Source organism: Desulfacinum hydrothermale DSM 13146 (assembly GCF_900176285.1).
Taxonomy (GTDB): domain Bacteria; phylum Desulfobacterota; class Syntrophobacteria; order Syntrophobacterales; family DSM-9756; genus Desulfacinum; species Desulfacinum hydrothermale.
Genome location: NZ_FWXF01000028.1, coordinates 1 through 16,063, shown reverse-complemented (window position 1 = coordinate 16,063; position 16,063 = coordinate 1). Strand labels below are relative to the sequence as shown.

The 16,063-nt window shown below is 55.0% G+C and carries 16 protein-coding genes; 4 read left to right on the top strand and 12 right to left on the bottom strand.

Annotated elements, in window-relative coordinates:
• On the top strand, positions 1–427 hold a 427-nt coding region (locus tag B9A12_RS15880), incomplete at its 5' end, for an REP-associated tyrosine transposase (protein ID WP_170920678.1).
• 321 nt (positions 428–748) lie between these two features.
• Here the strand turns inward: B9A12_RS15880 and B9A12_RS17130 are convergent.
• The 9 genes from B9A12_RS17130 to B9A12_RS15835 all read right to left on the bottom strand — a co-directional run bounded on the left by B9A12_RS17130 (position 749) and on the right by B9A12_RS15835 (position 12,029).
• Positions 749–1,129, bottom strand: a complete 381-nt coding sequence (locus B9A12_RS17130; protein ID WP_084059072.1) for a hypothetical protein — start codon at positions 1,127–1,129, stop codon at positions 749–751.
• A gap of 677 nt (positions 1,130–1,806) precedes the next feature.
• Positions 1,807–3,111: an MFS transporter gene (locus tag B9A12_RS15870; RefSeq protein WP_084059071.1), complete on the bottom strand. Its 1,305-nt coding sequence runs from the start codon at positions 3,109–3,111 to the stop codon at positions 1,807–1,809.
• Complete coding sequence (locus B9A12_RS15865) at positions 3,108–4,514, bottom strand: sensor histidine kinase (protein WP_084059070.1); 1,407 nt, start codon at positions 4,512–4,514, stop codon at positions 3,108–3,110. Before B9A12_RS15865 ends, B9A12_RS15870 begins: the two co-directional genes overlap by 4 nt.
• Positions 4,511–5,194 carry a response regulator transcription factor gene (locus tag B9A12_RS15860; protein WP_084059069.1) on the bottom strand — a complete coding sequence of 228 codons (684 nt, stop codon included), beginning with the start codon at positions 5,192–5,194 and terminating at the stop codon, positions 4,511–4,513. Before B9A12_RS15860 ends, B9A12_RS15865 begins: the two co-directional genes overlap by 4 nt.
• A gap of 204 nt (positions 5,195–5,398) precedes the next feature.
• Positions 5,399–7,615 (bottom strand): glycosyltransferase, encoded by a 2,217-nt coding sequence (locus tag B9A12_RS15855; protein WP_084059068.1) that lies wholly within the window; start codon positions 7,613–7,615, stop codon positions 5,399–5,401.
• Entirely contained in the window at positions 7,605–8,786 is a 1,182-nt protein-coding gene (locus B9A12_RS15850) for a lysylphosphatidylglycerol synthase transmembrane domain-containing protein (RefSeq protein WP_084059067.1), read from the bottom strand. The genes B9A12_RS15855 and B9A12_RS15850 overlap by 11 nt, the downstream gene beginning before the upstream one ends.
• Positions 8,747–10,795: a bifunctional DedA family/phosphatase PAP2 family protein gene (locus B9A12_RS15845; protein ID WP_084059066.1), complete on the bottom strand. Its 2,049-nt coding sequence runs from the start codon at positions 10,793–10,795 to the stop codon at positions 8,747–8,749. Before B9A12_RS15845 ends, B9A12_RS15850 begins: the two co-directional genes overlap by 40 nt.
• A 5-nt stretch (positions 10,796–10,800) precedes the next feature.
• Entirely contained in the window at positions 10,801–11,394 is a 594-nt protein-coding gene (locus B9A12_RS15840) for an undecaprenyl-diphosphatase (RefSeq protein ID WP_170920677.1), read from the bottom strand.
• Between the two features lie 11 nt (positions 11,395–11,405).
• Complete coding sequence (locus B9A12_RS15835) at positions 11,406–12,029, bottom strand: DedA family protein (protein WP_084059065.1); 624 nt, start codon at positions 12,027–12,029, stop codon at positions 11,406–11,408.
• Positions 12,030–12,094: 65 nt separating this feature from the next.
• Here B9A12_RS15835 and B9A12_RS17125 point away from each other — a divergent pair, with 65 nt between their 5' ends.
• Positions 12,095–12,409 carry a hypothetical protein gene (locus tag B9A12_RS17125; protein WP_170920676.1) on the top strand — a complete coding sequence of 105 codons (315 nt, stop codon included), beginning with the start codon at positions 12,095–12,097 and terminating at the stop codon, positions 12,407–12,409.
• Positions 12,410–12,577: 168 nt separating this feature from the next.
• Here the strand turns inward: B9A12_RS17125 and B9A12_RS15825 are convergent, their stop codons facing one another.
• From B9A12_RS15825 to B9A12_RS15815, 3 genes are read right to left on the bottom strand one after another with little or no spacing between them, the layout of a single operon-like run.
• A complete protein-coding gene (locus B9A12_RS15825) occupies positions 12,578–13,126 on the bottom strand; it encodes a hypothetical protein (protein WP_084059064.1) in 549 nt (182 codons plus the stop codon).
• Between the two features lie 12 nt (positions 13,127–13,138).
• Entirely contained in the window at positions 13,139–13,897 is a 759-nt protein-coding gene (locus B9A12_RS15820; RefSeq protein WP_212636979.1) for an ABC transporter permease, read from the bottom strand.
• Positions 13,894–14,679, bottom strand: coding sequence for an ATP-binding cassette domain-containing protein (locus B9A12_RS15815; protein WP_170920675.1), 786 nt, complete (start codon positions 14,677–14,679; stop codon positions 13,894–13,896). Before B9A12_RS15815 ends, B9A12_RS15820 begins: the two co-directional genes overlap by 4 nt.
• Before the next feature lie 219 nt (positions 14,680–14,898).
• Here B9A12_RS15815 and B9A12_RS17120 point away from each other — a divergent pair, with 219 nt between their 5' ends.
• Positions 14,899–15,096 carry a hypothetical protein gene (locus tag B9A12_RS17120; RefSeq protein WP_170920674.1) on the top strand — a complete coding sequence of 66 codons (198 nt, stop codon included), beginning with the start codon at positions 14,899–14,901 and terminating at the stop codon, positions 15,094–15,096.
• A 138-nt stretch (positions 15,097–15,234) separates the two neighbouring features.
• Positions 15,235–15,621 (top strand): transposase, encoded by a 387-nt coding sequence (locus B9A12_RS15805; RefSeq protein ID WP_170920673.1) that lies wholly within the window; start codon positions 15,235–15,237, stop codon positions 15,619–15,621.
• The last annotated feature ends 442 nt before the right edge of the window (positions 15,622–16,063 follow it).

The window sequence follows — 16,063 nt, the reverse complement described above, 5'->3', positions numbered from 1 at the left end:
TCAGCGAATCGAAGCGTGGCTGGATGCGGGCATGGGCTGCTGCGCCTTGCGCCATCCACGTCTTGCCGCCTTGATGCAGAATACCCTTTGGTATTTCGACGGCTCACGCTACCGGCTTCTGGCCTGGTGCGTGATGCCCAACCATGTGCATGTGCTGATCGAACAGCAGGCTCTCTTGTCCAAGATTGTGCAGTCGTGGAAATCCTACACCGGCCGGTGGGCGCTGGCGCATGCCGCCGAGCTGGGGATCAGCGTGCCCGGCAAGCGTTTTTGGATGCGAGACTATTGGGATCGATACATTCGCGACCAGCACCATCTGAATGCGGTGATCGCCTACATACACAAGAACCCCGTGAAGGCAGGGTTGTGTAAAGATCCGCACGAGTGGATGTGGTCCAGCGCGGGGTATAGACAGGAGATGGCGTGAAGGCATGGATCACTATAAATTGCGGCAACCTCCACCTTTTGCCTGCGTAGGTTCGGAGGGTGCGAACGTTTCCTCAAACATTCCGCTCAGTTCTCCCACCGAGGGCGACTCCTTTTCCAAAAGTCCCTGTTTTTCCGACTACCTCCGATAGTGGCCACCGTCTTTCGGTTCACCCTCGATTGCCGTGCGGTCCCACGGTCGTTTTCCTCCGCTTGCGCATAGGCTGCTCCTCTCACGTGTAGGCGAGAGGAGACCATGCGCTATTCGGAGGAACCGCCCTGGCACCTCACTGGACCACTTGGGCTGACAACCACTGGGCCATTATTGCCGGAAGATGACAGGCCCTGATCGGCGCGTATCCGTCGTAGTCCTGGTACGTCCGCGAAACACTTCCTTCTTTGTGTCGGAATTGTCCAGGCAGAAAACATCCACGTCCAAAGGCACGTGCCCCGTGGAAAGAGCTGTCACGGGAACCTGGGTCCTCTCAAGCGGTTCTACGCTACATGCGCCGGCAAGACGTTCGAAAACTATCGCGTGCTTGTCCAAACGTTGCCGCATGGTTTCTTGCGAAGGAACCTTTTGAATGTCCAGACCCTCTTTGAACCAGTCATCGCCGGGAACGCCCGCAGCGGCTTCAAAGCCACTCTTGCCGAGACACAGAAGCCCCAAGGTGGTATTGACCACATCCGCGTGCGAGGTCATCGGCCGTCTTGGAACTTCCCTTTCCAACTGCTCGCCCAGGCGCGTGGTGCCGCTGATTAGATTCCCCACAGGGGCCAAGCCCGCCTGTCCGCTTTAGGAGGCTTTGGAAGATTGTTCGATCTCAATTTTCCTTGATGAGTGCACCTGCCGGGTGGAAATGCGACAGGAGGCCCTATGGCATAAATAAGATGTAAATTCAATGAGATATCTAGCATAGGATAGTCTTATGCATAGGCGCAATTTCATGGATTAAGGGGTCGCTTCGGGGTGTTGTTACTTGGGTGTGGGGGCATTGTTGAAACAGAGACTTCGGTGTTCTTACCGATACCTCCCCAAATAATCTGGCTATCAATGGATTCTCTAGGGCTATTAAGAAAGCAAAAACCCCAGAAGATGCATTATCTTCAGGGGTTTATGTAAACATTTGCGCTTGCTGAGAGTTTGGACTGGTGGAGGGCTCGCCGCCGTCCAGCAAATCCGTCTCATGCGCGCTGATACATCGAAAACCATTTGATTACAACGTCTTACGATGCTTCAAGACACCATCCTCTGCGTCCCTTGCGGGAAATGCTTTTCTCCACATTTTCCCCAAACAGAGAACGGACGCGGGTTCGATTCCCGTTGCCATACCAAGTGCGGTGGTATCGTAACTCAAGTCTTTAGCTCAGGATCATTCCTTATGAAATCGAATTATCAGGATGCAAAGGACCAAGCTTGTTTCTACCATGTGCCAGACTTCCAGCTAACACGATCATGGCCGCTGTAGCCAATAGCGCGCCGATGAAAAACGCCGGCTTTGGACCGAAGTTAGCCCAAAAGACGCCGAACATCAGGCTCGCCGGCAGGGTGGCCAAGCCGACGGCGCCATGGTACCAACCGTATGCCTTTCCTCGGTCGCTGACCGCCACAAATTCCGCCACCAGAGCCCGTTCCGCTCCTTCCGTCATCCCGTAATAGACGCCATAGAAAACAAGCAGGGCGCATACCGTCCCAAAATTTGATGTAAAAGGCATTGCAATGTACACAACCGCATAAATCACCCATCCTGCAATAATTGCCGAACCACGGCCGATTCGGTCAGCCATCCAGCCGCCGGGCAGGCTGAAAGCAATCTTTGAAAGATGCAGCAGGACCCACAGGTTGATCACCCATCCGAGGCCTAAGCCGAAGCGCGTTTGAGCGTAAAAAATCAGAAACAAATCGGAACTGTTGCCAAGGGTGAACAGTGTTACCGCTATCAGAAAAAAGAAAAACCTGGGGGTAAGCTTTGATCGCTGGAGGGGCAGATCTTCCTTGTCCACATCCAGTGTCCTTGCAGGGCGGGGCCTTTCCCGCACCAGTCTCCACAAAGAGATGGTTGCCACAAAACCTGGAAGAGCCGCCAAGGCAAACAACCAGCGCAGGGCAATCATCTCCCTGGGTCCAGCTTCACTATTTCCATGTTGCCATAACATGGCGTGGCCCAGCATCAGGTATAAAAAGGCTGTCGCTGCTAACGGACCAGCCACCGCACCGGCGTGGTCCATCAGCCGGTGAAAGCTAAATGCGCGGCCGCGGACATCAGTGGTTACCGATTCGCTAAGCAGTGCATCCCGCGGAGCGGTACGTATTCCTTTGCCGACACGGTCGCAGAGGCGAATGCCCACGACCTGCCAGCCGGCGGTTGCGATGGCGGTGAATGGCCGGATGACACTGGAAATCCCATAGCCGATGAGGGCCAGTGGTTTGCGACGATGCAAGCGGTCACTGAGATGGCCGGCGTAGAATTTGAGTAGGCTGGCGGTGCTTTCCGCCAGCCCCTCCATCAGGCCGATATATACCGCGACTGCGGCGGTCGGCACGAAGCCGCTGAAAAATGTCGGAAGCAGTGGATAGATCATCTCGGTTGAAAGGTCAGTAAAAAAACTGACTAGGCCGAAGGCAAAGACGTTGCCTTGAAAAACCTGCTTCCACTGCGGGGATCTTGTCTCATCGCTTTTCATACCGGAATTTTCTCCCGGTTTCGGGGCAGGCTGACCGTAACCCTCGTCCAACCTCTTTCTTGACTTTCGAATTTCACCTTTCCCCCGTGCAGTTCTACAATTCTTTTCACGATGGCCAACCCCAAGCCCGAGCCGCCGAGCCGCGTTGACCGGGATTTTTCAACTCGATAAAATGGTTCGAACACCTTGGGAACTTCCGCCTCGCCAACACCGGCCCCGGTGTTTTCCACCTTGACGGTTATTTCCATGCCGGATTGATCGCCAATAACCCTGACCCGCCCATCATCCACGTTATACTTGATGGCGTTGTCTAGTATATTGGAAAACGCCCGGTTCAACTGATCCTCGTTTCCCTGTACAACGAGTTGCTGCGGAAGGCGAACGTCCAAACGGATATTGCGCGGTTCAGCCAATAAGCGGTAATCAGTGATCAAAGACCCCAGTAGGTTAACCAGATTAATCGATTCTTCTGTTGTGCTCGCCTCGATTTCAAGGGCAGACAGATCCAAAAGACTCTTTACGAGCCGCTCCATACGCAATACCTGTTCTGTCAGTTGCCCATGGCTTTGCACTCGTCGATCAGGCTGTATTTCACCTTGGATGGAACGTTGCGCATCAAGCGCCAACCGCATCATGGTCAGCGGCGTTTTCAATTCGTGAGAGGCGTCGGCAAGCAGCCTTTTTTGCCGAAGAAAGGCATGCTGCAGGCGGTCGAAAACCTGGTTGAGGGTTTGGGCCAACGCGTTGAATTCATCAGAACTTCCGCTTACCGGCACCCTCCGGTCGAGATGCTTCTCGCTGATATTCCGGGCCTGTTCGTTCATAAGCCTAATTGGCTTCAGGATGAAACCGGCGAGAAAATAACTGATCGCCAGTAGCAAAAGCACGGAAAAAGCAAGGGCGCTAACAACACCGATAAAGATATCCCATAGTTCTTCCTCGAGCTTTTCCACGGGCCGGCCGACTGTAGCGAGGAAGGTCTTTCCGCCGTATGCAATCTTGAAATTCCTTATTCGAAAGGTCACCTCGTTTCGCTCATCCTGGCCCAAATCGATTTTTCCCCGAGGGATAATGAGACTTGAGGTGACACTGACACCTGGAGCCGGCTCCGGAATTTTGATCAGCCTGGCCAGAGATGACCGGTAAATCGACTTGCCGGAATCCTGGTCAAGAACCACCAACCAATAGCGTTCGTTACCTATAAACGAAGGATCGTCCGGAGTTCTATTCTGCTTGCTTTTGGAAATAAAATGGACAGCATGCCTGGCCATGGCTTCCAGCTCGGAATCAATAATCTGAAACGGCTGTTCCAGCATTTCCCACAGAACGATGCAGGAAAACACCAGGCTGGACAAAAAACCGGCGGCCGTGATCAGGAGGGTGATTTTCTGACGAACAGTCATTGGGCTTCATCCTTGATAATATACCCTACGCCACGAATGGTTCGGATGATGGTACCATGTCCCGCGTCTCCGATTTTTTTCCGCAGGTTTTTTATATGGACATCTATAAAATTTGACATGCTGAAGGGATCAAAAGCGTCTCCCCAGACGTGTTCGGCCAGGCTGAAACGGGACACGGCCCGGTTTTTGTTGTAAAGGAGAAATTCCAGGATAGAAAATTCCCTGGCGGTTAGTTCCACCGATTTGCCTCCTTTGGTCACTTCGCGACTTGCGGTATCAAGCCGCAGATCCTGGACACCGAGCACCGAATCCGCCTGCCCCCCCGACCGCCTGAACAAGGCTCTGACCCGCGCCAACAATTCGTCCAGTGAAAACGGCTTGGCCAAATAATCGTCCGCACCCAGGTCGAGCCCCTTGATCTTGTCGTTTGTTTCTCCTCTGGCGGTCAGCATGAGAACAGGCCTTGTTATGCCCGCCTTTCGGAGTTCCTGAAGAACCGACAGGCCGTCCTTCTTGGGCAACATGATATCGAGTATGATCAAATCGACCGGGTTCTCGAATAGTTTGTCCAGCGCCTCTTCACCGTCAAGGGCGGTTTCAACCATGTAGCGCTGGCCTTCAAAGGCATCCCTGAGTTGATCCAGCAAAGTTTGTTCGTCATCGACGATTAATATACGCATATCGTCACCATTCCAAAAAAAACAAATTGTCCAGCACAAGCATCATGTTTATTAGAGCATGATTTACACGAAAATCCAACCAAATAGACATTTACAGGCTGGTAGTTTCCACCGAGATTTTTATCGCCTGCATGACGCCTTCATTTCCTATCTTTCATAGTGTCTGTTGCATCCATCTCTTGCCCAGTGCAAAAGGATATCTGATCAGTTTGCTTTGGATTTTCCGAGGACGACCACCCGTCGGTAGAGTCTTAAAACCTTTTCCGCGATCTTTTCTTCAGAAAAGTCCTCGGCAAAAGCCCGGCTGTTTTCGGACAGGGCAGACAACCGCCGGCGGTCCGTCAACAGCATTGCCACCGCTTTTGCCCAGCTCCCGGTACTTTCAGTGACCATTAAACCATTGTGGCCGTCTCTTACCGCATCGTGGACGCCGCTGGCCCTCACCGCCACAACGGGACAGCCGCCGGCCATCGCCTCGATCAGCACCATCCCCTGGGTTTCCGAGGTCGAGGCGAAGACGAAAAGATCGGCCGCAAGGTAACACCGGGCGACGTCGCGGGGGGGCAGATTTCCGGTAAAAAAAACCTGCTCCTTCAAACCGAGGGCGGCGGCCTTCTCCTCGAGCCGCGCTTTTTCCGGACCGTCTCCCACCAGCAGGCATTTGAACGGAATGTGAATCTGCTCTTTCACTTTCGCCAATCCATCGATCAGGAAGTCAAGATTTTTTTCCCTGGCCATGCGTGAAACGCTGATCAAGAGGGGTTCGTCGCTTGCGGCGTAGCGACTGCGCAGTTCGCGAACTTCCTGCGATGTCCAGCAGTTGTAATCCTCCATGTCGATGCCGGTGGGGATGGTCTCGATCAGGGCGCTGACCCCCAGGTTGCGCAGATACTCCTCGGTTGAAGGCGTGGGCGTGATAATGGCGTCGCAGTGGTTGGCGAAACGCTTGATCAGCAAATGCGCCGCGAGGTTTTTAATAGCCGTACCCGGAAAGGGGAGATAGTGCGTGTATCGCTCCAACCGGGTGTGGTAGGTCAAGACCACCGGCAGGCCACGTTTTTTAGCCAACCGCATCCCCTTTTTCCCGAGCCAGAAAGGATGGTGCACATGCACCAGATCGCATTCAAACGTCTTGAACGCCGCCTTGATCTTGCGGGAAAAAATATTGGCGATGGGAAATCCGGCCAGGTGCAAATTAAACAGTGCCGGACATCGCACCACGCTGCCATCTTCAGGGTCGCTCCATGGCTCCGCATATTCCGGCGCGAAAATCTTCGTCTTGCTCCCGGCCTTGACCAGCCCCCGGTAAAGCCGGTCAATGGAAAGGGGCACGCCGCCGATAAACGGCAGATAGTTGTTGGTAAACATGGCCACCCGAAGCGGACTTTTCGAAAGCTCTTCTTCATCGATACTGAAATCCCGGTACAAATGTTCCTGGCGGAGAATCAGTGAATAGAGCTTCAAGGCCACAAGGCTGATGATGCTCAGTACCAGCAACGAGTTGAAAAGCCTCATGTAAAAGAGCGAATGCAGATACAGCTTCAGCGTCTCCAGTTTTTCTCGGACCGTACCCAGACGGTCCCTGGCAGCGACGTTTTCAAATGACACTTGCTCAGGTCCCACGGTGACATTCACGAACTGGTAGGGTTCGCTGCGGTCGAGGAGCAAGCCGCCGCCCCCGCCCGTGACGATATACCGGACGCCCTGCTCCGCGCGTTCGTGAAAAGCGGGATAGCCGGCTGAAAAGACCGCTGTCACCCGGTAGCGGGAAAAGAGCCGCCGCAGATTCCGGCTTAACTTCTCTTCAAGGACATAGTGGGGTTCGTCCGGATCAAAGCCCGGCAAGGAAAACAGGGAGTGATTCAAAAACACGAATCGATACGGGTAGTTCCTCGCCGCCGTTAATTGTTCTTCTAACCAGCGCAGCTGCCATGTCCATGAGGTCCGCCCGGTGGAATCAAGAAAAATAAAGCAGGAATTTTCAAGATGGAAGGAGAAGAAATAGGGCCCGAAATGCCGGTAGAATTTTCCCGCCCCGAAATCCTCAATCTCGTTGTGCCCGGCGCACAGCACGTAGGGAATCTTCAGCTTTTTTAAACCGCGGTAGAGCAAACGGTATTTCCCTTCAGCACCGTCGTAAACCGCATTGCCAACCGATATCATGAACTCCGTGCCGCTTTCGCTCATAAGAGGGGCGATGCGTCTTTCGAAAATCCGCATGGAATTGCGGATATTGCCGATAACGGCGAATTTGTAACTGGTTTTATTGTGGAGTGTTGTCTCGATCCGTTCAATATTTTCGGCGTTGAGGGCCTCGTAATCCGTCTCGCGGACAAAAAGATAAATCCGGTAGCCGACAAGAACTGTCATCAACACCACGGTGAAAAGCAGGTACAGTGTTAGTATCTTTTTACGGTTCATTTAGACCCGCCTTGTCGCGCTGGAAGACTTCCCTGTACATCACTGCAATACCGATCGCCATTCCAACATAGATGGTCAACAAGCGCCAGGCCAGGGTCAGCAAAGTGATGTCCTGTTTTTGCACCAGTTGGGCGAACAGGAGCCCGTAGCCGCCTTCGGCAACCCCCGTGGCCCCCGGCGTGGGGGCGAAGTACATGAAAAAGGTTACCACCACTTGGAAGGCCAGCACGGTCAGCACCGGGACCTGGTACCCCAGGGCCCTGACAAGCACAATGGAAAAAGAGAAAAGCAGCAACAGGAAGAGCGCCGTAAAGAAAACGGAAAGGACCGCCCAACCGGGGCTGTTTCTGAAATAGCGTTTAAATCCGTCGGAAAACAGGTCCAGCTCCCCCGAAACCTTTAAAAACCAGCTTCTGAACCGAGGCCGCGGCACAAGGTTCATTGCATTGAGCAGAACCAATACCCGAAACATCCAGCGTTTGATAATCCGCATCTTGCAAAGAATAATCCAGAAAACGGCCAGGTAGGCACAGGAAACCCCTGTGATGCCGTAGAGAAGATTGCGGTGAAAAAACATACGAAACTGATTCGGCTCGGTCCAGATGATGACCGGGGTAAGCGTGAACAGGATCAAGGCCGCCAGGATGGTGCGAATCGATGTGGCCGCCGTCGCCTCCCCGATGGGCATGCCTTTCCGTCGCATAAAGTAGACCTGAACCACTCCGCCGCCGGTGGCCAGCGGCGTGACGTTGGATACGAAGATATTCACAAAGACCAACTTGACAATGTATGGAAACGCGATGCGAAAGCCCATCGCCCGGATGACACAGTACAAACGCAGGCCGTCAGCCAGAAAGTACAGCACCAGGAGAACCGCAAGACTGCCGATGACGTTTGCCGAAAGCAGGCTGGAAGGTATCCGTAGACGTCCGGCGGAAAAATAGTGGTGAACAAAGTAAAGGGTGGTGAAAGACAGGGCAAAAAACAGCACCGCCAGTCCGAAATAGCCGGTAACCTTCCGAGCAACATGTAATGGAAAATGCTGCAATCCTTTTATCATCATATCATCATTTGCTTTCCGCAGGAACCAGGCAAACGATAAGCCTTTCAGCTTGATGGAAGTACTGTGTTTTACCATGCCAGCAGCACCCCGCCCCGCCATTGCGCCCATTGGTGCTCTTGGTTGCTTCGAAGCTCTTGGCCCGTTCGGCGAACTTGCATTGCGGAGAACCTTTCACGTAGTGATTGCACCAACAGGTTCAAGGGCTCATCATAGTTGCCGGTATCTCTTGCCGTTGTGATCAAGCCCGCCAGGCTGCGGCCCCGCTGCTCCTCTACGGTTCCCGCGAAAAGATGAAAACCGTCATGTCCTTCTATTTTTACTTCAGTATCCCACAAGCGAAACACAAGACGGCTGTCGCCATCTATCCGGAAAAGACGCAAACGCTCCATTCTGCCGTCGTGAAGCCGCGGCAAAACCGGCAGGTGTTCAACCGGCGTGTTCGGAGAAAACATCCCAAGGAAACTTTTCAGGCTCAGCGGCTGCAGCTGCCGCCAGCCCTTATCCCTGAGAAAACGAGCCAGCTCGGCAGGCGACCCCGCCCACTGAACGGTGAGGGGTTGCTCCATCTTGCCTCCCATGTCAATGCGCCAGGCGGGCAGGTCGCGCCATCCGCGGGTCTGCCAAAAAGAGAGCGTCATGATTTTCTCCTCATGGCGAGGGGCGTAAAACACCAGATCCTTCTGGTGGCGCTGGGCCACATGCCAGCTCCCGGCAATGGCGATAATCAGGACAACCGTCAATGACAGCAAACGGTTGGGAACTTTCTCGTCAGCCGCCTTCAGCCAGGCGATTCCCATGAACGCTGTCCAGCTTGTGCCGATAAAATAGCCTCCCAGGACATCGGAAAGCCAGTGCGCGCCCAGATAGAGACGGGAAAACCCAATCACAAAGGAGATGAAAAGAACCCCTGAAAACAATGCCCACCGCCACGCTGCGGACAGCTTCCTGGCCAGCAAGATGGCAAGGAAGCCGTAGAGAATGACGCTCATGGTCGTATGGCCACTGGGGAAACCATAGGCCGAAGCCCCATGGTATATCGTCACCGGGCGCGGCAAATGGATGGCCCATTTGAGCAACTGAACTCCCAACAGCCCGCCCAGAGCCGTCAGCACCCAGAATCCCGCCGTCCGGTAGCACCGTTTGACGAGAAGAACAATCAACACCGCCCCGGCCAGCGACAGGTTCACAAAGGAATCGCCCAGTTCGGTTATGGCTACAAAAACGCTGTCACCCCATGCGGTCCGGAGAGACTGGAAAAAGTGGTAAACGGCCTGGTCGGCAATCACCAGCGGGTCTTTGGCCAGAACATCCTGCAGGACGCCCAGAAACGCCCAACCAGCGATAAAAAGCGTTACGGCCAGAAAGGCGACCGGCAACGCCTCTGCCTTCCCGCGGAAAAGCAGAAAGTGCAAAAATCGTTGTACGGGGTGCGCGAACCGGTGAGACGACGGCTTCGTGGTGGCCCACTGTTTCAGATTGTTGAGCCAGAGGGGCCCTTTTCGCGCAAACAAAAAGACCACCCGGCGACACCCCCAGATAAACCCCCATACGCCGGCGACCAGAATGAAAACGACCACGGCCAGCCGAGTACTGACAGCTCCGGCCATGGCCAGCGACGTGCCGAAAAAAACACCCGGCAGGATGTAAACAAACGCCCAGCCAATGGCCGATAGCACGTTGACCACCGCAAAATGCGCTGGTCCCATGCCCAGCATTCCCGCCACCACCGGGATAACCGGGCGCACCGGTCCCACAAAACGCCCGAAAAGGACGCTCTTACCCCCGTGCCGGTGAAAAAAGACCTCTCCCTTGTTCAACATTTCGGGATAGCGTGAAAAGGGCCAGATGCTCCTTAAGCTTTCCCTGTAATGATGGCCCAGCCAATAGCTGACACCGTCCCCGGCCATCGCTCCGGCCATGGCCAACAGAAGGACAGGCGCAAGTCCCAGGCTGCCCGTGGCCACAACCGCGCCCACCCCGAACATGATCACCGTACCGGGGACGAGCAGTCCGACCAGGGCTAGGGATTCGGAAAAGGAGACCAGGAAAATCGCCCCGTAGGCCAGCCCGGAGTGTTGGGTGATAAAGGCCAATACTATGTTCAAATAATGATGCATCCGGTTTATCTTTCCTTAGCAGCTCGCTTCGATATTCGAATCAACTGCCCCGTTATCGGATTGATGATTCGGAACAACCGTTCATTCAACGGCATCAACCGCCTGGCGGACAGCCGCAGCAATCCGGCACTTAGCAAGCTAACAAACAGACTGCCGGCCATGTCAAAGGGGAAATGGATGCCGCCGTACACCCGTCCCCAGGCGGTCAGCAGAGCGACGGCCAATAGCGGGACCCCGCACGCTTCCCAGCGCCGGGCAAAAAGCAGATAAAACGCGGCGGTAAACAGCAGGGTGGCATGATCGCTGGGAAAAGAGGTTTCCGGGCCGTGGGGAAAAAGCGGCGTACAAAGGCCGACCATGTACGGGCGGGGGTGGAAATAGAAAAGACCGATCAACTGGTTGACGAGAAGACCGATGATCGCCGCCTCGGTCGCTTCCAATAGGGCCGTCTTTTTGTTTTTGTCCACAAAGAACCAGAGGACGGCAAACAGAACCGCCAGGAAATAAGGACCGCCCTCGCCGAAAAAAACGGCCAGGCCATCCACGACCGGACGCGTCCCGGCTCCGGCGTGAATCCACTTGAAAATCTCTATATTCAAACTTGATTCCATCATTGACTCGACCGATTTTCTAAGCGTGAACGGCTCTGCCATTTACGCCAGTAAAAGAGCACGATGACACCGCACCCGACCACCAGGAACAGGGTGGCCCAGCGCAGGTTCTGCAACACAAGCTGTTCGTTGCGTCCGAACCAGTACCCCATACCGGCCAGCACCGACACCCACAGCCCTGCCCCCAGAACCGTGGCCGCGCAAAAAGCGAAAATATTCATGTGGGCCAGGCCCGCCGGCAAGGAAATATATTGACGGATTCCCGGCAGCAACCGGCCGATGAACATGCTGATATGGCCATGACGCTCGAAAAAGCGGTCGGCCTTTTCCAGGGAACCGGGGCTGACCAGAAGGTAGCGCCCATGTTTTTCGAAAAACGGCCTGCCGAATTTCATGGCCAGCCAGTAGTTGAATACAGCACCCAGAAGACTTCCCAGGGTTCCGCAAAGAATAATCATGCCGATGTTCATCTTTCCGGTGGCCGCGAGATAGGCGGCCGGCGGGATCACCACTTCACTGGGAAACGGGAAGAAAGAGGACTCCAGGGCCATGAGCATCACGATGCCCGGATAGCCCCATTGGCCGACGGTACTTGCAAGCCAGACGACAAACTGGTGAAACATGTCAGGACCTCCCCGTGTTACGAACCTTGCTTATATGAATCCTCCCTATCGAAACGATACCCGCAATGACCGCCGCAAATAGTCACCTCGTCAATGTCACGTTGATCTATTGGGAAAACCTTGCAGGCCCGCGGACGACAGTAGCCGTAGACATAGCATCTGCCTCGTTTTGTCAGCATGGGGCAGGTGAAGAGCAGATTGCAGCATGCGCCGCATTGCCGGCAATTGCCTTCGCGGACAAGAATTTGACCTCGAACATATTCCTTTTGGAAATGAACCAGCCAGAAACGCCTTACCTTGCCGGCGGTGTGGAACAAAAAACGGGAATCCTTAACCGCCTGTGTAATAGTGAAAAACAAACGATAGAAAAGTGTGGTTAAACTATAGGCCTGGTCAAACCACCTGTGCATTTCAAGGCTAACCAGCCGCATATTTGCTCCTGTTGAAAAGTTTCCAGGCCATCTCCTGAATATTTTTTTGTCATGCTTATCCCTTACTGCGACGCTGTCTGGGCTGAACCCCAATTTATTAGCCACAATCGGTACTGATTAAACCCGCTCCCTCCTGAGGCGCTGTGTTGTTTTGTTGAAGATCATCAAGGCGCAAATCAGCAAGGGAATCGCTGCGGCTACTGGCAACACCCGTCCGGCCTGAAGCACTGATTTCTGCCGGACGTGAAATTGAAGGGTCGGACTGGTGAACACCGTATTGCTGCCCGGGTCGGTAACACTGACCACCACCCGGTAGTCGCCGCCCTTTATCAGCCGCATGGGCCAGTCGGTCTGCAGCGATTCACCGGGTTTCAGGCTCGCTCCGGTGACGGCCTTGTGCGCGCTCCAGTCTTCCAGGTCTACCGGCTGTTCGTTGCCCGGATCAATTTCCACCAGGCTGATCCACGCCACCAGGCCCTCGATGGGGGATGACCCTGTGTTGGAGATGGTGCTCCAGAACCGCATGTGATCCCCCATTACCGGAGTGGCGGGGTTTTTCGCGTCGGACTGTAGGTTGAGAGAAACAGGGGCTTGGGCCGCCGCTGAAATGGACGCGGACAGCAGTATCGAAGCAATGACTGCAAACAATTTTTTTAATATTCTCATGACAAATTCCCCTTATTGAAAATCGGGCCGGCCGGCGCTGCGCCGGGCCAGGATCAGGCAACCCACCAGCCAGGCAATGACAAGAAAGAGCCTCGCCGTCTGGACTGAAAACGGTTCACTGTCGATGATGACGCTGTCGAAGGTGTTGAGCGCTCCGGCAAACGGGTTGACGGCGTCCAGAGCGCGGCCGATGACGGTGCCGCGCAGGCCCGGTCCGATCAACAGCGGACTTGCGGCCAGCATCAGTAAAGTGACCGTGGTGAGCAGCGATGTCATGACGCTGCCTGTGGGGGCCGACAACGCCATGGCCAGGTAGCCGAATCCGAGCACCACCGGGGTGCCGAAAAGCGCCAGGTAGAACAGTGCCGGGCCGAGATTCTGGCCGCTCGCGCCCACGGCCCAAAGATAGGGGACACTGGTCACGAACATGACTCCCCAGGCGATGAGCAGGCCCAGTATCTTTCCGGCCAGCAATGCGTTGGGGGCAATGGGGGCGCACAGCAAGGGCACCAAAGTACCACGCTCCTTTTCCCCGGCGTAGGCGTCGCTTCCCAGAATCGCCGCCAGCAGCGCCCCGGCAGCCATGATCGTTCCGGCCATCATATAGACCACCTGAGCGTTGTCGAGCAGACTCAGTTCGGTGTTACTCACCAGGAGCAAGCTGAAAGCCGACAGCAGTCCGCTGAAGGTCAGCAGCCATATGATACCCCTTTGACTGCGCAGCATTTGCGCGCCTTCTTTTCGGGCAATAGTCCACGTTGTGTTCATCATGCCACCTCCTGCCCCTGATGTCCCTCCTGACCGGTATGATTCATGTAAATCTCTTCCAGACTGGATGCCTCAGAACGGATTTCCAGGATCTTCCAACCGCGGCCCCACAGCTCAGCCCAAAGCGAGGATGGCCCTTCGGACGGTTTGACCTGGACCTGAACGCGCCACCAGCCGCCTTCGTGGCCCAACACGGTTATCCCGGCCGGAAGGTTGTCGGTGTCCGGGACGGTTTCCAGATGCAGGCGGTAGCGCTGACCGCTCTCCTGTTCCGCCAGCAGAGCGGCAATCAGACCTTCAAGCCGGGTGCGGCCGTTGTCGATGATCCCGATCCGGTTGCACAGGCGGTCCACATCGTCCAGCAGATGCGTGCACAACAACACGCCTGCCTCTCCGTCGGAAGCGAATTCCACCAGCAGATCATGAATCTCACGCCTGCCCTTGGGGTCGAGTCCGTTGGTGGGTTCATCCAAAATCAACAGTTTGGGGCGAGGCATTAACGCCCGGGCCACGGCCAAACGCTGCTTCATTTCTCTGGAATAGGTGCCGATAGGACGGTGCGCCTCTTTGCCAAGTCCAACCTTTTCCACTATCGTGCCCAGATCCCGGCCGGTCGGTATGGAGATCTCTGCAATTGAAGGAAATTCGGCTTCAGACTGTTTTTCGATCCGGATGGTGCCATTGCGGATGTCACTATCATCCGAATCCGCGAAACTCACCCCGGCGACTGCAATACCGATGGGCAAGGCCCCACTTCCAACAATAGCAATCCATTTTTTCTTCATGACAACACATCCTGTTGTTAGGTTGTTCCGGCAGCGATCACCAAGACGACCAACATTTGGCTCCTGCCGTTTGCTACCACTATAAAATCCCATCATGAAGAGAGCATGAACGGGAAAACGCGCCTGTGTTGCCACGTCGGCCGAAACGTCCGAAGTGGGTTGCCCTTCCAATAAAATGGACACATGATAGGTTGCGATCCAAAACTGCGGGAGGTGTCCATGAGTGAGAAGAACTTACCGAAACGTTGGTCCGCCAAGCGTAAGCAAGAGGTGGTGCTGCGGTTGCTAAAAGGGGAGAGTTTGGATTCGTTGAGCCGAGAGACGGCGCAACCTGCCTCGGTCTTAGCACGTTGGCGAGAGGAGTTTCTTGAAGGGGGGATGGCTGCTTTGAAGCGACGTACCCCTCTGTGCCAATGAAGGTGAGTCACCTACCCCTTGTTAAATTTGAGTTGGGCGGGTAGGAGAAAGAATCAGATGACATCAGTTCAGAATCGGCAAACAGGGGTAGGAATGGGGGTAACGGAAGGGGCCCGTAGGGCGTCTGGAGTTGCCCCCATGGGGGCCAATCTCAACGCACCGGATCCGGAGGTCATGGAAAAGAAACGTCGCCGCAAATTCACGGCTGCTTATAAGTTGCGCATCCTCGAGGAAGCCGATGCCTGCACATTGCCTGGGCAGATCGGCGCCTTTCTTCGCCGGGAAGGTCTTTATTCATCGCATTTGACCACGTGGCGCAGACAACGAGAGGAGGGGCAGCTCAAAGCATTGTCTCCCCGAAAACGGGGGCGAAAACCGAACCCGGACCGCCATCTCGCAAAACGGGTAGCCCAATTGGAGCGGGAAAATCAGCGCCTCCGAGACCAGATCAAGAAGGCGCAGACGATCATCGATAGTGGAGCATTGTCAGCAGGTCCTCAAGCAAGCATTCGAGGCCAATCCTAGCCGTTTCAAAGGCAACATACCCAGGCCTCCGGCATTGCCGACTGCCGCCTGGATCAACAAGCCTTCGAGCAATGCTGTAAGAGTCAAACTTTTTACCGGGGGTGTCTCATTTTCATTGACACATTCCAAGCAACTACTCATCGGCCGGGTGCGGCTGGTGAAGCCGGAGGTGGTGCCATGAAAGACCTACCTGGTAGGCTGGGATCCTCTGGTTCAGCGCGGAAGGTATTGCCGAGCCGGAGCTCGGCGTTCCCGGTGATGTCGAGCCCTGGCTCGCCGCCCCCTGGGAGCACCGGGCTGGGAACACCGGGCTCCAGCCCGGTAAAGAGAATCACGCTTACAAAGGATGGTACAGCCGGGGTTATCTGCCTCATTTGGATGCGCCGGCCTTGCTCCAATCCATCACCTTTCGCCTGGCCGATTCATTGCCACAGGAGAGATT

Coding starts and splice junctions, on each gene's coding strand:
- B9A12_RS15870 (WP_084059071.1), bottom strand. CDS start 3,111: ATGAAAAGCGATGAGACAAGATCCCCGCAGTGGAAGCAGGTTTTTCAA.
- B9A12_RS17125 (WP_170920676.1), top strand. CDS start 12,095: ATGACCGCCGCAAATAGTCACCTCGTCAATGTCACGTTGATCTATTGG.
- B9A12_RS17120 (WP_170920674.1), top strand. CDS start 14,899: ATGAGTGAGAAGAACTTACCGAAACGTTGGTCCGCCAAGCGTAAGCAA.
- B9A12_RS17130 (WP_084059072.1), bottom strand. CDS start 1,129: ATGACCTCGCACGCGGATGTGGTCAATACCACCTTGGGGCTTCTGTGT.
- B9A12_RS15815 (WP_170920675.1), bottom strand. CDS start 14,679: ATGAAGAAAAAATGGATTGCTATTGTTGGAAGTGGGGCCTTGCCCATC.
- B9A12_RS15835 (WP_084059065.1), bottom strand. CDS start 12,029: ATGTTTCACCAGTTTGTCGTCTGGCTTGCAAGTACCGTCGGCCAATGG.
- B9A12_RS15860 (WP_084059069.1), bottom strand. CDS start 5,194: ATGCGTATATTAATCGTCGATGACGAACAAACTTTGCTGGATCAACTC.
- B9A12_RS15855 (WP_084059068.1), bottom strand. CDS start 7,615: ATGAACCGTAAAAAGATACTAACACTGTACCTGCTTTTCACCGTGGTG.
- B9A12_RS15850 (WP_084059067.1), bottom strand. CDS start 8,786: ATGGGCGCAATGGCGGGGCGGGGTGCTGCTGGCATGGTAAAACACAGT.
- B9A12_RS15845 (WP_084059066.1), bottom strand. CDS start 10,795: ATGCATCATTATTTGAACATAGTATTGGCCTTTATCACCCAACACTCC.
- B9A12_RS15820 (WP_212636979.1), bottom strand. CDS start 13,897: ATGATGAACACAACGTGGACTATTGCCCGAAAAGAAGGCGCGCAAATG.
- B9A12_RS15865 (WP_084059070.1), bottom strand. CDS start 4,514: ATGACTGTTCGTCAGAAAATCACCCTCCTGATCACGGCCGCCGGTTTT.
- B9A12_RS15825 (WP_084059064.1), bottom strand. CDS start 13,126: ATGAGAATATTAAAAAAATTGTTTGCAGTCATTGCTTCGATACTGCTG.
- B9A12_RS15805 (WP_170920673.1), top strand. CDS start 15,235: ATGGGGGCCAATCTCAACGCACCGGATCCGGAGGTCATGGAAAAGAAA.